The organism is Halomonas sp. CH40 (genome assembly GCA_041875495.1).
GTDB lineage: Bacteria > Pseudomonadota > Gammaproteobacteria > Pseudomonadales > Halomonadaceae > Vreelandella.
On sequence record CP112982.1, the window covers coordinates 1,388,031 to 1,402,790 of the forward strand.

The following is a 14,760-nucleotide window of genomic DNA, read 5'->3' on the forward strand; positions in this document are numbered from 1 at the left end:
TTTATAGCTGCTTGTGTGCGTTAGCGCACAGAGCAGGCACCGCCCATGGCCTATGCTGATTGTAGATGCTGCAAGGGAGGGAGGGAACAAGCTTTACATGGAATGTTGCATCGTGCGTCGCAAGGATTGCGACGTCACCAATACGAACATATCAAAACAACGCCATCAAGGCTATTCGCTAACGTGGCAGTATCAGACCTGGCCAGACGCTCTCATGAAAACATTTTGTATTGTATTTAATACGATATGAAATACTATTAAGCCTTTACGAATATGGCTATCACGGAGACGTCTCATGCCTCGCCCCGGTATCACTTATGAACAGGTCGCCCAGGCGGCCAACATATTAGTTGAGCAAGGCAATAAACCCACCATACAGCGCATTCGGGATGAGCTGGGCACGGGAAGCCCGAACACTATTCATCGCCACCTGCGCGATTGGAAAGCAACCCAGGTACCTGCAGAACGTAAATCCATTCAGCTGCCTGACGCCTTGATCCGCGCAATAGCCGATGAAATAGAGCGCCAGGTGTCGGTAACGCGGGCTGAAGTGGAAGCACAGGCCCAAGAGTCACAGCAAACCGCTGATACACTGGCAGAAATCGGTGAAGAGCTGGAAGCTCAGGTTGAGCAGTTGCTGTCTCAGGTCAGCCGTCTGGAAGGCGAGCGTGATGATGTCATTGAAGAACGTGATACCGCACAAAAAGAGGTTGAGCGCCTGGGTAAAGCACTGAATGAAGAACGCCTGGACGCCGAAAAAACGCGAGAGGCTCTAACCCAGGCTCAAGCGCGTATCAAACTGCTTAGCGAGCAGCGCGATGAATATTATCATACAAGCATGGAAAACCAGCGCAAGCTTCAGGCGATTGAGCGCCTTCAACGTACCACCGAGCGTGCCAAGGCGGCCGCTGAAGCCAAGCAGGCCGCTGCAGAACACAATGCAATAGATCAGCGCGAGGCCCTGAAAGCAGAACGCCAAGCCCGCAAGCAAGATGCTGACGCCGTGCGTAAGGAGATCGCCCAGATGCGCAACGAGTGGAAAGAGCGCCTGACAGTTCTGGAGCAAGGCGTTCACAGCGCCGAGCAGCGCGCCATCGCCGCTGAACGGGCACGCTCCAAAGTGGAGATACAGCTAAAAGCGTTCAAGAGCCAGGATGGTGTCAGGCCGCCGGGTAAGCGGCGTTTGAGCAAAGACGGTTAGGAGCTGCCTCCTGCTTGCCACTGTTCGAATCGCTTATGTAAATGGTCTCGCACCCGTGCATACCAGCCAACATCCTTGGTGATGGCCGTCCGGTTGTTATAGGGATGCGTAGGTATGTGTGGGCGAATATCAAAGCCGTCAGGGTGTTTATGAAGCAGGGCCGAGGCAGAGTGGCGGGCGGGGCCATAGGCAATACGTTCTGCGACGGCTGCCAGTCGTTGGGTGCTGGTAGCAAAGCGAATAAATTGTTGAGCGGCCACCTGATTGGTAGCCGACGTTGGAATTGCCCAGGTCTGATGTTCCTGTATCTGGCTGTCCCAGATAATCTGAATCGGGCTGCCCTTGGCAATGGCGGCAAAAAAACGTCCGTTATAGCCAGATGCCATAACTACTTCGCCGCTTTCCAGCAGTTCTACCGGTTCGCTACCTGCCTGCCACCACAAAGTGTGCGGCCTGAGCGCGTCAAGGCGCTCAAATACCAATGCCATGCCCCGCGGCGTACTCAGCAGTGGGTAAAGGGATTCGCGGGGTACATCAAACGAACGTAAGGCCCACTCAATATTGGCATCGGGGATGTCCTGAAGGGCGCGCTTGCCCGGAAAATCCTGCAGGTTGAACAGGTCATGAACGCGGCTGGGAATAAAGCCTTTGAACGCTCGGGTATCGTAGGCAATCACGGTGGCATACAGAAGATGGGTTAGCGCACATTCACTAAAAGCGCTGTCAATAAAGTCGCGCCTGGCGGGTGTGCCATCAGCGCCATCAGGCAGGTCATCAAACGTCAGAGGGATAAGCTGCCCTTGTTCGCATGCGGCCATGGCAGCGTTTTTGGTCATGTCGATCAGATCGGGCGGCGTTGCCTCAAGTATTTCCAGTCCACCGCTATACGGCACTGTTTCGACTTGAATGCCGGTAGCGGCCGTAAAGGGTTCAAACAATACTTCTTCAAGTACTGCCTGGTAGGCACCGCCCCATGAAGCCACTACCAGAGGCGTTGGCTGGGGCTGTGGAGAAGCGGCTGCCAGCACAGGCAAGCTGGTTGAAACGCATACCAGCAAAGTATTAATTAGGCGCATATTCCTCCCGGCGCATATCAGCCAGAATATCCAGATAGGCGCGAATCACATCCGATTCAACAACAGCTCCAATCAGGCGATATTGCCTGTCGATAACCGGTACCCGCTCGCCCACAAATTCACGCAGGGCCTGCATGCTTTCCCATAGAGGGGTATCGCTATACAGGCAGAGGTCGTCCGGCGGGGCGTATTGACGGGCTTCATCCTGTGGCGCTGCGCCGATCAGCGCATGCAGGTGCACGGTGCCAAGGTAGTGGCCAGCAGCGTCTACCAGATAGGCTTCTGCGACTTGCGCCTGGCTCATTGCCAACATGGCGTCCTTGACGCTGGCGCGGGGGCTGAGCTGCAGACAGTTCGGGTTGATCAGTGCTTGCAGCGTATGGGCTGTCAATAGCGCCTTACTGCGCCCGCCGGATAGGTCGATGCCGCGCTGATGGAGCTGGCGATCAAACAGAGAGCGCCCAAACAGGCGAGACGTGGTCAGGCTGGCAAGCGCCACGCTGCTCAATGCGGCAATGGTCAAGGGATAATGGCCGGTCATCTCGAATACGATGACTACTGTGGTCATGGGCGCGCCAATTACCGGTGCGGTCACCGCCACCATGCCGCACACGGCATACACCACCACGGCTGAGCTGTTGACTCCGCTTAACGTGGCAACCAGGCTGCCGAACAAGGCCCCGAACAGGCTGCCAATCAGCAGGGCGGGGCTGAATACGCCGCCTGCAAAGCCCATGCCGAGGCACCAGGCGGTGGCCAGTATTTTCAGTATCAGCAATATCGCCAGCTCCCAGCGGCTGAAAGCTTCATCAATCAGTGCAAAGCGCAGATTTTCACCACCCGCGCCGAGGATTTCGGGAAACCATAGCGCCACAACCCCCAGCGCTGCGCCAGCAAATGCCGGCCGGGTGATGGCTGGAATGGGCATGGCGCTGGCGCAACGCCCAACCCAGAGGATGGATTGCATATAAGCCACGGCCACCAGCGCGCTGGCCATACCAAGCAACAGAAAAAGCCCGAATTCCCAGAAATGCAGGATTTCGGCAGATTCGATCTGCAAAAGAGGCGGTTGAGGAAGAATGGTATTGGCAGCCACATAGCCAACAATCGAAGCAACGGCGATAGGCGCCAGGGCGCGCAGTGAAAAATGGCGCAGGATAACTTCCTGAGCAAACAGGATTCCCGCAATCGGGGCATGGAAAATGGTCGAGATAGCGGCGGCCACGCCGCAGGCAATCGCGATATTGCCCATGGAAATATCCATGCGGAAAAGCCGTGACCATAGTGAGCCTAGCAAGCCGCCAAGATGCACCAGCGGGCCGTATTGGCCCACTGAAGCGCCACTTCCCAATGAGAGCAGGCTGGCAATACCCGATAAAAGCCCTGGCTGGGTAGCGGGCACTCCCTGGCGGGTCTGTACGGTGGCAATGATATCCGGCGGGCCATGAAAACGTTTGCCATCAATAAAGTGTCGGATAATGCCCACGGCCAGCCCACCTAGTGCGGGCACCATCACGGTAGCTATCAATAACAGCCATTCGCTGCTTGCCATCATGCGGCTGCGCGGTGAGATCAAGAGGCTATCGTTCATCCACACGATGCCGGCCACAAAGAGGTTGGCAATAACCGCCGCAGACAAGCCAATCAGGATACCCAGGCCGGCGACATAGCTGGTTCGCAGCAGCGTGTTTAGCGTTGCCTTCATCCGCATTCCCGGACGCTTTTTTGAGTGGTTATTTTTGTTTGCATTATTATGAGTGTAGCCAGAATATCCTTGTGCCTGAATAGCTGAATAACAACATACGTTAATATCTGGATTATTAAGGGGCAGTTAATGAAAACTCTTGGCCTTTTGGGTGGCATGAGCTGGGAATCTACTCAGACCTATTATCGACTGCTTAATCAGCAGGTTGCGCAGCGTCTGGGCGGCTTGCATTCGGCAAAGTTAATTCTCGATAGCCTGGATTTTGCCGACGTTGAAGTGTTGCAGCGGGAAGGGCAGTGGGATGCCCTGGCGGATCTGCTGGTTAAGCATGCCCTTCGGGTCGAAGCCGCTGGCGCTGACGGCCTGATAATTGGCACCAACACCATGCACCGTGTTGCACCACAGGTAGAAGCCGCGCTGTCCATTCCGCTGTTACATATTGCCGATGCCACGGCACAGGCGTTACTGGAGGATGGCGTTCAAACCGTTGGGCTTTTAGGCACCCGATTTACCATGGAACAGGCATTCTACCGCGAGCGTCTGGAAGCCCAGGGGATTACCGTGCTGGTGCCGAATGATGCTCAACGTGAGGAGGTTCACCGGATTATTTACCAGGAACTATGCCGGGGTGTGCTGGATAAGAACTCCCGCGCGGCGTATCTGGACGTAGTGGAAGATCTGCATCGACGCGGTGTTGGAGGGGTCATTCTGGGCTGTACGGAGATCGGTTTATTGATCAATCAGCATGACACCACTGTTGCGCTGTATGACACCACCTTCCTGCATGCAAAAAGCGGCGTTGAATGGGCGCTTGCATGATAAATCAGGGGTTTAAGACCAAAGAATGACGTTTACGTAAAGGCGCTGTGAGTGATTTTCGCTTGTCGACAGATCAGCCGGTTTTCGAGTTTTATATAGCGATTTTGGCGTTATTTAGACACTTTTAGCTTTTTTCTCACTGTGATTGTCAACACTTTTGGCGGGGTGTTCGTGCTGCAATGCACGAAAGGTCGAATGTTCTCTTGGCTTTCAGCCACGTAAAACAGCTTCAACCAATAACAACAATAGCCATGAGGATTCGATAATGAACAACCAGACACCGTGAGGAAACGTCGTGCTGCTTAAACGTAAATACGGGGAAGAACATCCCTACTGGCCGCTTGGCCCTTTCAAGCTTCGCCTGCCCTTTATCCATTTCCGCTGGGAAATTCCCGAGACCATTCAGGCGCTGGTCATGTTTGTCATCGGCTTGGGCATGATACCGCTGCTTGAGCAGTATCTTGGGCTTCCTTATGAGGTGGCACTTGCCTACGTGGTAGTGTGCGGCATCGGCTTTATCCTGCCGCCGCTTTTAGGGGTGCCCTTTGTAGCGGGCTGGATTACCCCGGCAATTCCAGTGGTTTTGTTGTTTATTGGCCAGTTTGAACCGGGGCCTGAAGCCATTCGTGCCATGGTGGCCCTGCAGCTGATGGTCACCCTGATATTTCTGTTTATGGCGGTGACCCGGCTGGGAACAAAGCTGGTTAACAGCGTGCCGGATTCAATCAAGGCGGGCATTCTGCTTGGCGCGGGTATTGCTGCTATCAGCGGTGAGATCAGTGAAGGCGGGCGTCTGTATGAAACGCCTATTTCCCTGGGTATCGGTGGCCTGATTACGCTTTATGTGCTGTTTTCTCTATCGTTTCGTGACCTGACCGAAAAATTCCGCTGGGCGCGTAACATCGCTGCCTATGGCATGGTGCCGGGCATGCTGGTGACCATGGCGATTGGCTGGGGCGTGGGTGAGTACCCAATGCCAAGCGTTGAGTGGGGCATTGCGGTGCCTGATTTTGGCGGCATCTGGGCGTATCTGCCCTTCAGTATTGGCCTGCCGGGTATAGAGCTTTTGTTGGCGGCGATTCCTACGGCCATCATTGCCTATATCATTGCCTTTGGTGACATCATCGTCGGCCAGAGCCTGATCAAGCGCGTTGATCATCTGCGTCCGGATGAAAAAATCGAAGTGAATGTTGATCGCGTTCACCTGATTACTGGCCTGCGTAACCTGATGCATTCCTTCCTTGCCCCTTACCCGGGTCTTGCAGGGCCACTGTTTACCGGTGCCATGGCCACCATTGCCGAGCGCTACCGTTATGGGCGTGGTGCCATGGATACCATCTACTCAGGGGCTTCGGTTTTCTGGATTGTTGGCTTTCTGGCGCTGTTCCTGCTGCCGCTGGTCACCCTTTTCCGCCCGGTATTGCCGATTGCGCTGTCAATTACCCTGCTGATTACCGGTTACCTGTGTATTGCCGTGGCCGTTGAGCAGATCAAGAACGCTACCGCCATGGGCGTTGCCGGTATCATGGGTGTGGTGTTGGCAACCCATGGCGCCGCCTGGGGGCTGGGCGTTGGTGTGGTGTTGTATCTGATGATTGAGCATCGTTCACGTCGCCACGCTGAGGATGAAGCCGATGAGCCGATCCATGTTGAAGATGATATGGCGGTAGAAGCTGAGGAAAAACCGGCTAACTAAGCTGCTATGTCAGCATGATGAGTAGTTAAACAAAAAACCGGCGGGCTCAATAAAGCCCGCCGGTTTTTTTGATTTGTATTGCCAGTGACTGACTGTTTACAGGCGCTCAAAAATGGTCGCAATTCCCTGGCCGCCGCCAATACACATGGTAACCAGCGCATAGCGTCCACCGGTACGCTCAAGCTCATAGAGCGCCTTGGTGGCAATAAAGGCCCCGGAACAACCCACCGGGTGCCCCAATGCAATGGCGCCGCCATTCGGGTTGGTTTTCTGCATGTCCAGCCCCAGGCCTTTGGCGACGGCCAGTGCCTGAGCGGCAAAGGCTTCGTTGGATTCAATCACATCCATATCGTCAAGCGACAAGCCAGCCTTTTCCAGCGCCAGACGCGAGGCAGGGATAGGCCCTTCGCCCATGATCTCATTCGGCACACCAGCCACTGCGTAAGACACTATGCGGGCAATCGGCTTGTGTCCGGCACTTTCGGCGGCTTCTGCAGACGCCAGCACCATAAAGGCGGCACCATCGTTAATCCCTGAGGCATTACCGGCAGTGACGGTGCCGTCTTTCTTGAAGGCCGGGCGCATTTTCCCCAGGCTTTCCATGCTGGTGCCCGGTTTTACATGCTCATCGGTATCGACGACGACGGTGCCCTTGCGGGTCTCAAAGGTGATCGGGACGATCTGTGACTTGAAGCGTCCTTCCTCAATGGCGCGGGTTGCGCGGGCGTGGGACTCCATTGCAAAGGCGTCCTGCTCCTCGCGGCTGATATCCCACTTTTCGGCCAGATTCTCAGCGGTTATGCCCATGTGCCCAACCCCGAAAGGGTCATTCAGAGTAGCCACCATCATGTCGACCATGCTGGTATCGCCCATCCGTGCCCCTGAGCGCATGGCAGGTGACAGGTAACCGCCCCGCGACATCACTTCAACGCCGCCCCCGACGCCATAGTCGCAATCACCCAGCATGATGTTCTGGGCAGTGGTCACGATGGCCTGCAAACCAGAGCTGCACAGGCGGTTAACCGCCATGGCGACGGAATCCATCGGCAGCCCGGCCTGAATGGAGGCAACGCGTGCAACATAGGCAAAACGGGAATCGGTTGGAATGCAGTTGCCCACAGTGACATAGTTGATCAAGGCGGCATCTACCTGGGAGCGGTTGACTGCCTCTTTCATGACCTGGCCCGCAAGCTCATGGGGTTCTATGGAGCTTAATCCGCCACCAAAGGCGCCAATGGCAGAACGTACGGCACTTAATACAACGACTTCTCGACTCATTACGGGCGTTCCTATTGTTGTCTGTTGTTTTCCGCTGCTTAAAAACTGACGCATTAATACTTACAAATATGTAACAAACTCATTTATGAGGGTAGCACATGGCAGCGGTTTTACATGATCAAAATGGTATTACAGGCGTTGATTCAGCGTTTTAGCGGGCCAGTTGGCTCATCGCCGCTTCCAGGCCCTCCAGCGTCATCGGGTACATGCGGTCATCAATCAGTTCACGAACCAGCTGGGTAGAGTAGGTCATTTCCCAGGCGCGTGGTGGCATGGGGTTGAGCCACGCCAGACGCGGAAACGTTGCCGTCAGGCGCTTTAACCAGATGCCGCCGGCTTCGTCGTTGAAGTGTTCGACGCTGCCACCTGGGTGAGTGATTTCATAGGGCGACATGGCGGCATCGCCGACCACCACGACCTGATAATCATCGCCGTAGGTATGCAGCACATCCATGGTCGGAAGTCGTTCATTGCCACGACGGCGATTGTTTTTCCAGACGCCTTCATACAGGCAGTTATGAAAGTAATAGTGCTCAAGATGTTTGAACTCCGAACGCGCGGCGGAAAACAGCTCCTCGCAGACGCGGATATGGTCATCCATGGAACCACCAACATCGAGAAACAGCAGAATCTTGACGGCGTTGTGGCGTTCCGGGCGCATTTGGATATTCAGCAGGCCCGCATCCCGGGCGGTTTCACGAATGGTGCTGTCGATATCAAATTCTTCGAGCGCCCCTTGACGGGCAAACTTGCGCAAGCGGCGCAGTGCCATCTTGATATTGCGGGTGCCAAGCTCGAGAGAATCATCGTAATCGCGAAAGCGACGCTCATCCCACACCTTGACGGCGCGTCGATGGCGCGAGCCGTCCTGGCCAATGCGAATGCCTTCCGGGTTGTAGCCATAAGCCCCAAACGGGCTGGTGCCGCCGATACCAATCCATTTGTTGCCGCCCGCATGGCGCTCTTTCTGCTCTTCAAGGCGTTTCTTGAAGGTGTCGATTAACTGTTCGAGCCCGCCCAAGGATTCGATCTTGGCCTTTTCTTCATCACTGAGCTGTTTTTCAAACTCACGGCGCAGCCATTCATCGGGGATCAGGGCGTCAATCGCGGCATCCATATCCTCAATACCCTTGAACCAGGCCGCAAAGGCGCGATCAAAACGGTCGAAATGACGCTCATCCTTGACCATGACGGTGCGTGCCACCTGATAGAAAGCGTCCATATCGGCAAACACCACGCCACGTTCAACGACAGCGTGTAAGTCCAGCAGCTCGCGCAGCGACACCGGCACGCCAGCACGTTTCAGCGTTTCAAACAGGCCGATAAACATGGCTTAGCGCCCCGTGTTCTTCTGGCGACGCAGCATGAAGGCCAGCCGTTCAAGCAGTTGGGTATCCTGCTCGTTCTTGACCAGCGCACCTGCCATCGGCGGGAGGGCCTTGACCGGGTCGCGGTGATAAAGGGCTTCCTGGGCCAGCTCGTCGGCCATCAGCAGTTTCAGCCAATCCACCAGTTCGGAGGTCGAAGGTTTTTTCTTAAGCCCCGGTGCGCCACGTAAATCAAAGAAGACTTCCAGCGCTTCGCTGACCAGACGGGGCGCAATATCGGGGAAGTGAACGTCCACAATCGCCTGCATGGTCTCGCGGTCGGGGAATTCGATGTAATGGAAAAAGCAGCGGCGCAAAAAGGCATCCGGCAGCTCTTTTTCGTTATTCGAGGTGATCACGATGATCGGACGCTGCTCGGCACGAATGGTTTCACCGGTCTCATAGACGTGAAACTCCATACGGTCGAGCTCTTGCAGCAGGTCGTTGGGGAACTCGATGTCCGCCTTGTCGATTTCATCAATCAGCAACACCACGCGCTCACCGGCGCTGAAGGCTTCCCACAGCTTGCCGGGCTTGATGTAGTTGCCGACATTTTCCACCCCTTCCACCCCGAGCTGCGAATCGCGCAGGCGGCTGACGGCGTCATATTCATAAAGCCCCTGGGCCGCCTTGGTGCTGGACTTGATATGCCAGGTGATCAGGCGTGTACCCAAGGATTCGGCCAACTCCTCGGCCAGCAGGGTCTTACCGGTGCCCGGCTCACCCTTGATCAAAAGCGGCCGCTCCAGCACAACGGCAGCATTGACGGCTTGCTTGAGGGCATCGGTAGCAATGTAGGAGGACGTGGATTCAAACGCCATGGCGGTTCCTTAACGAGTGAGAACTGAATTCAAACAAGTGTACGTGAGGAGAATGAGGATGTCTTGGCAGAAGCGCTGCACTATCATGTGGCAGTGCAGCAAATTTTTGCGCTACCAAAGAGCGTGTTGCAGTGCGTCAACACCCAGTGGCTGGCTTGAAGAAATAGGTTTATTTTTTAACTATTTGAAAATAAAAAGATAATTATTTTTTGGCACGTAAGTCGCAATATATAAAGTACAAGGCGGATAAGTCGCCGCCTACATCGCTGCCACGCAACATACAGCGTCATTTCAGACTAACCTGTATTTGCACTGGCAACGGTACACCGAGTGAGCTGGCGTGCTCCACCTGGTCCCCTTCGGGGGGCCTTTTTTATGTGCGCCTTTTATACTTTATGGGCGCTATGACGAAGGGTCAGGGCGTCAGATTCTCGTGGCCATTTTCTGTAATCACAATATTGTCTTCGATGCGAATACCGCCGCAGGGCGTAAGTTGCTCGACCAGAATCCAGTTGATGGGCAGTGGCTGGTGACGCAAGGGTGCCAACAGCATGGGAATGAAGTAAAGCCCCGGCTCGATGGTGATGACCATGCCCACTTCCAGTTCCCGAGTCAGGCGCAGGGCCGGGTGTTCAGACGGTGCGGGGGCTGGCTCGCCAGCTGGGGTGCGTAGCCCAGCCACATCGTGAACCTGAATGCCCATCAGATGCCCCAAGCCGTGGGGGCAGAAGGCGCGGGTAACGCCTTCACTAACCGCCGACTCGGCGCTACCGCGATACAAGTCATGATGAATAAGAATGTCCGCCAGGGACTGATGCATTTCTTCCTGTAGGGCAGTGAAGCGTTGGCCGGGTTTGGCTTTTTCGATCAGCTGATCCTTCAGATCATGCAGGGCGTCAATCAGGGCCTCAAACAGAGCAGGGGCATCCGGGCCCAGGTGGGTGCGGGTGATATCGGCGCTGTAACCGCGATAGCGGCTCCCGGCATCCACCAGCAGGCTGAACCGCTGATGGGTCGTCTGGGCATTGTAGTGTTGGTAATGCAGAATGCCCGCATGCTCATTCATGCCCACGATGTTGGCATAAGGCAGCTGGGATTCACGCTGACGGCTGGCCGCGAGGTAAGCGAGTTGGATATCCAGCTCGCTGGCAGCCCCGGCAAAGGCGGCATGCGCTGCCTGATGGCCGGCCATGGCCAGGCGGTTGGCTTCACGGATGCAGCTGATTTCATAGTCGCTTTTGATCACCCTCAGCTCATCCAGGGCCAGCAGCAGAGCGTGTGGGTTGACATCGCCTTCAGGCATTGCCAAGCCGGCCTGCTCAAGCGCTGCCGCATCGCCGATCCAGGCGCTGTTCTGGCTCAGCTGGGGTGCCTGAATGTCGTTGCACAACACTACCTCAAACTCACCAACCCAAGGCTCTTCCGGCAGGGTAGTGGGCTGATGCCAGAAATCAGCCGGTGCGTGCAGGTGGAGGGTGGGCCTTGCGTCCGGGTGAATCACCAGCCAGCTATGCGCGGCATCCACCAGCGGCACCCAATGCACGAAATGGCCGTAAGCCTGGAAGTTGGTCAGCTGGTCATCCGCGTAATGTGCGCTCGGGTGTCCGCTGTAGATGGCAATGGCATCCAGGTTGAACTGGCTCATCAATGAGCGGTAGGCGTTAAGCAAATGGCGTAGGTGGTCAAGTTGCTGTTGGTGGAGCGATTCGGGCATTGTGGTTGACCTTTCAGAATATGGGAAGGCTATAAAGAAAGCACTAGCGATGTGGAAATGAGTATGTTGGAAGCGCGTTCCAGAAAGCGTCAAGGTCGGTATGCTGTTGTACTTGATGGCGGTATAAGCGTATTTCCAGGGGTACGTCCCAGCGCTTATCACCCGCTCTAATCAGCGCACCGTTAGATAGTTCAGCCTGAACACAGCGCTCAGGCAGCCAGCTCATGCCATAGCCAAGAACCACTAGCTCCTTGATATTGGCGGCAAACAGGTTTTCACTTTGAGTGTTTAAATAGCTGCTGATGGGCATTCGCGTAAGGTGTGCTTTGAGCGCCGACCCCAGCAACCCGCGTTCAGGGTAGGCAAGCCACGGCAAAGGGGCGCTTCGCTTACCGGGTAACAGGTTACGCGGCGCGCCATTGTCATCACAGGCGGTAACTGGAATCAGCCGTTCTTCGCCTACGACCCGGTAGCGACAGTTGGATGTGTCGATATCCAGATCGCAGCGTTCTATGGGCCAATAGCACAAAGCCAGGTCACACTCCGCCCGTGCCAACGCCTGAAAATAATCACCTGCGACCCAGGCGGTTGCCCGCAGGTAAGGCTGAATACGATCTTGGCCACCCTGTGCTGCAAGCCATTCGGGCATAAAATGTGCCAGTAGGCTCTGCGGCGCGGCCAGCATAATTCGTCGCTGCTGCCCGGCGCTGATTTCGCGTACTCTGTCACGGGTCAACCGCACCCGTTCAGTGACCTGTTGGCACAGTGTTAGAAACTCCTCACCGGCTGGTGTGAGGGATAAGGGTAGGGTCTGGCGGTTGATCAGTGTTACCCCCATTTCCTCTTCCAGCAGCTTGATGCGCCGTGAAAAAGTGGGCTGGGTGACATGCTGTTCATCCGCCGCCCGTGAGAAGTGCCGAGTTCTGGCCAGGGCAATAAAATCTTCTAGCCAGCGAATTTCCATGGGCCTTCCTGGTTGGTAGAACTATTAAAGGTAATGATTATAACCGGTCTTCCTCTACGGCGTGGCAAGCGACCCGGGTTCCATCATTCTGCGTTTGCAGAACTGGGATTTCCTGCTTGCAGCGCGCATTGGCGTAAGGGCAGCGTCCATGGAAAACGCAGCCGCTGGGTAGATTAACCGGCGTGGGGACTTCGCCTTCCAGGCGAATATGCTGTGGGCGATCGTCTTCCAGGCGTGGAATAGCCGATAGTAGGGCCTGAGTATACGGATGACGCGGCTTGGCAAACAGCGTTGCGGTGCTGGAGACTTCGCACACCGTTCCCAGATACATCACGGCAACGCGGGTGCCAAAATGTTCGACCACAGCCAAGTCATGGGTGATGAACAGGTAAGTGAGGTTATGCTGGCTCTGGGCCTCCATCAGCAGGTTCAACACCTGCGCCTGGATGGATACATCAAGTGCCGAAATCGGCTCGTCGGCGACAATAAATTCAGGGTCTACTGCCAGAGCGCGGGCAATGGCAATACGCTGGCGTTGGCCACCGGAAAACTCATGACCAAAGCGTTTGCCCCAGTCAGGGTCAATACCGACAGAGTGCATGACCTCTTCGACCTTCTCGACGATGCGTGCGCGGTTCCAGTCCGGGTGGTGAAGGCGCAGCGGTTCTTCCAGTGTCTGCTGAATGGTCATGCGCGGGTTCAGCGAGGCGTAGGGGTTCTGAAAGATCATCTGCATGCGTTTGCGATAGGGCAAAAGCTGGCGTGAGCTCAGGTTATCAATCCGCTGGCCGTCATAGTGGATCTCGCCTTCTGACGGGTTGAGCAACCCCATAACGGTGCGTGCCACGGTGGATTTGCCGCAGCCGGACTCACCCACAACGCAAAGCGCTTCGCCGCGTTTGATATCCAGGTTTACGCCATTGATGGCATGCACATGCTCCTGATGACGCACCAGCTTGCCGCCTTTGAACTTTAGCTGGTCGAGAAAATCACCCGATAACGAAAAGCGTTTTTTCAGATTGCGAATCTGCAACAGTGAATCCGCACTTTCTTCATTTTGGGTCGGAATCGTTGGATCCCGCATCGCCTCTGCCTGTGCGCTCATGAGGTTTCCTCCTTAAGTCGGCGATCTTCCAGCAATTCAGCCACCATATGGCAGGCGACACGACAGTTGCCGGATTCAACGAATTCAGGTACTTGCTGCATACATGCTGGCCTTGGCTGGCCATCGGCACGGTTGATGAAATCGCAGCGCGGATGAAAGGCGCAGCCACTTGGCAGGTTGGACAGTGACGGCATGCTGCCGCGAATCTGGTTGAGCCGTTCACCCGGTGTGGCCATCTGCGGTAGGGCGTTGATCAGCCCCTGAGTGTAGGGGTGCTGAGGATCATTGATGATCTCGCGGGTTGGCCCTTGCTCAATCACGCGTCCGGCGTACATCACCAACATACGCTGGGTCACCTGGCTGACCACACCCAGGTCATGGGTAATCAGAATCAGGCCGACATTGTGCTTTTCACACAGTTCCAGCAGCAGCGCCATAATCTCTGCCTGAATGGTGACATCCAGTGCGGTGGTGGGCTCATCGGCAACGATGATATCCGGGTCAAGCAGCAGGGCGATGGCAATGATAATGCGCTGACGCATACCGCCCGACAGTTCATGAGGGTACTGATCAAGCCGCGTTTCCGGTGAGGGAATCTGTACCTGGCGGAGTTTGTCCAGGCAAATATCGCGGGCTTCCCGGGAGGAAATACGCCGATGGGCTTTCAGACATTCGACCATCTGTTCTCCGATGGACAGCACCGGGTTCAGGGTCATCATCGGGTCCTGAAAAATCATCGAAATACGGTTGCCGCGCACTTTGCGTAAAGCGCGCTCGGACATGGTATTCAGCGGCTTGCCATCGAAATTGATGCTGCCACCGGCGATGTAGCCAGGTTTGGCAATCAGATTAAGCAGCGAAAAGGCCGCGACCGATTTGCCCGCGCCGGACTCACCGACGATCCCCAGACGCTCACCACGTTCGAGAGTGAAATTAACATCGCGCAGGGCGTGAACATCGCCCTGACGCAAGGCGAAACGAACATCCAGTTGATTGACTTCCAGCAGTGCCATG

The 14,760-nt window shown here is 55.6% G+C and carries 12 protein-coding genes; 3 read left to right on the top strand and 9 right to left on the bottom strand.

Features of this window, described 5'->3' with window-relative positions:
- Nucleotides 1–295: 295 nt before the first annotated feature.
- A complete protein-coding gene (locus tag OR573_06355; GenBank protein XGA81253.1) occupies nucleotides 296–1,201 on the top strand; it encodes a DNA-binding protein in 906 nt (301 codons plus the stop codon).
- Here the strand turns inward: OR573_06355 and OR573_06360 are convergent.
- Nucleotides 1,198–2,277 (bottom strand): extracellular solute-binding protein, encoded by a 1,080-nt coding sequence (locus OR573_06360; protein XGA81254.1) that lies wholly within the window; start codon nucleotides 2,275–2,277, stop codon nucleotides 1,198–1,200. The genes OR573_06355 and OR573_06360 overlap by 4 nt on opposite strands.
- Nucleotides 2,264–3,982: a chloride channel protein gene (locus OR573_06365; GenBank protein ID XGA81255.1), complete on the bottom strand. Its 1,719-nt coding sequence runs from the start codon at nucleotides 3,980–3,982 to the stop codon at nucleotides 2,264–2,266. Before OR573_06365 ends, OR573_06360 begins: the two co-directional genes overlap by 14 nt.
- A gap of 129 nt (nucleotides 3,983–4,111) precedes the next feature.
- On the opposite strand from OR573_06365, the gene OR573_06370 reads away from it, so the two are divergent.
- Nucleotides 4,112–4,801 (top strand): aspartate/glutamate racemase family protein, encoded by a 690-nt coding sequence (locus OR573_06370; protein XGA81256.1) that lies wholly within the window; start codon nucleotides 4,112–4,114, stop codon nucleotides 4,799–4,801.
- Between the two features lie 295 nt (nucleotides 4,802–5,096).
- On the top strand, nucleotides 5,097–6,497 hold the full coding sequence (locus OR573_06375) for a xanthine/uracil/vitamin C permease (GenBank protein XGA81257.1): 1,401 nt from the start codon (nucleotides 5,097–5,099) through the stop codon (nucleotides 6,495–6,497).
- A 96-nt stretch (nucleotides 6,498–6,593) separates the two neighbouring features.
- Here OR573_06375 and OR573_06380 read toward each other — a convergent pair whose 3' ends face one another.
- The 7 genes from OR573_06380 to OR573_06410 form a co-directional block, all read right to left on the bottom strand.
- Nucleotides 6,594–7,775, bottom strand: a complete 1,182-nt coding sequence (locus OR573_06380; protein ID XGA81258.1) for an acetyl-CoA C-acyltransferase family protein — start codon at nucleotides 7,773–7,775, stop codon at nucleotides 6,594–6,596.
- Between the two features lie 151 nt (nucleotides 7,776–7,926).
- Entirely contained in the window at nucleotides 7,927–9,105 is a 1,179-nt protein-coding gene (locus OR573_06385) for a VWA domain-containing protein (GenBank protein ID XGA81259.1), read from the bottom strand.
- Nucleotides 9,106–9,108: 3 nt separating this feature from the next.
- On the bottom strand, nucleotides 9,109–9,963 hold the full coding sequence (locus tag OR573_06390; GenBank protein XGA81260.1) for a MoxR family ATPase: 855 nt from the start codon (nucleotides 9,961–9,963) through the stop codon (nucleotides 9,109–9,111).
- A gap of 415 nt (nucleotides 9,964–10,378) precedes the next feature.
- Nucleotides 10,379–11,677 (bottom strand): Xaa-Pro dipeptidase, encoded by a 1,299-nt coding sequence (gene pepQ / locus OR573_06395; protein XGA81261.1) that lies wholly within the window; start codon nucleotides 11,675–11,677, stop codon nucleotides 10,379–10,381.
- A 43-nt stretch (nucleotides 11,678–11,720) separates the two neighbouring features.
- Nucleotides 11,721–12,641 carry a LysR family transcriptional regulator gene (locus OR573_06400; GenBank protein ID XGA81262.1) on the bottom strand — a complete coding sequence of 307 codons (921 nt, stop codon included), beginning with the start codon at nucleotides 12,639–12,641 and terminating at the stop codon, nucleotides 11,721–11,723.
- Nucleotides 12,642–12,678: 37 nt separating this feature from the next.
- Nucleotides 12,679–13,746, bottom strand: a complete 1,068-nt coding sequence (locus tag OR573_06405; protein XGA81263.1) for an ATP-binding cassette domain-containing protein — start codon at nucleotides 13,744–13,746, stop codon at nucleotides 12,679–12,681.
- Nucleotides 13,743–14,759 (bottom strand): ABC transporter ATP-binding protein, encoded by a 1,017-nt coding sequence (locus OR573_06410; GenBank protein ID XGA81264.1) that lies wholly within the window; start codon nucleotides 14,757–14,759, stop codon nucleotides 13,743–13,745. Before OR573_06410 ends, OR573_06405 begins: the two co-directional genes overlap by 4 nt.
- Nucleotide 14,760: the final 1 nt, after the last annotated feature.

Bases quoted from the DNA above. Each gene is read 5' to 3' on its own strand.
- OR573_06355 (XGA81253.1), top strand. From the start codon at position 296: ATGCCTCGCCCCGGTATCACTTATGAACAGGTCGCCCAGGCGGCCAAC.
- OR573_06360 (XGA81254.1), bottom strand. From the start codon at position 2,277: ATGCGCCTAATTAATACTTTGCTGGTATGCGTTTCAACCAGCTTGCCT.
- OR573_06365 (XGA81255.1), bottom strand. From the start codon at position 3,982: ATGAAGGCAACGCTAAACACGCTGCTGCGAACCAGCTATGTCGCCGGC.
- OR573_06370 (XGA81256.1), top strand. From the start codon at position 4,112: ATGAAAACTCTTGGCCTTTTGGGTGGCATGAGCTGGGAATCTACTCAG.
- OR573_06380 (XGA81258.1), bottom strand. From the start codon at position 7,775: ATGAGTCGAGAAGTCGTTGTATTAAGTGCCGTACGTTCTGCCATTGGC.
- OR573_06385 (XGA81259.1), bottom strand. From the start codon at position 9,105: ATGTTTATCGGCCTGTTTGAAACGCTGAAACGTGCTGGCGTGCCGGTG.
- OR573_06390 (XGA81260.1), bottom strand. From the start codon at position 9,963: ATGGCGTTTGAATCCACGTCCTCCTACATTGCTACCGATGCCCTCAAG.
- pepQ (XGA81261.1), bottom strand. From the start codon at position 11,677: ATGCCCGAATCGCTCCACCAACAGCAACTTGACCACCTACGCCATTTG.
- OR573_06400 (XGA81262.1), bottom strand. From the start codon at position 12,641: ATGGAAATTCGCTGGCTAGAAGATTTTATTGCCCTGGCCAGAACTCGG.
- OR573_06405 (XGA81263.1), bottom strand. From the start codon at position 13,746: ATGAGCGCACAGGCAGAGGCGATGCGGGATCCAACGATTCCGACCCAA.
- OR573_06410 (XGA81264.1), bottom strand. From the start codon at position 14,759: ATGGCACTGCTGGAAGTCAATCAACTGGATGTTCGTTTCGCCTTGCGT.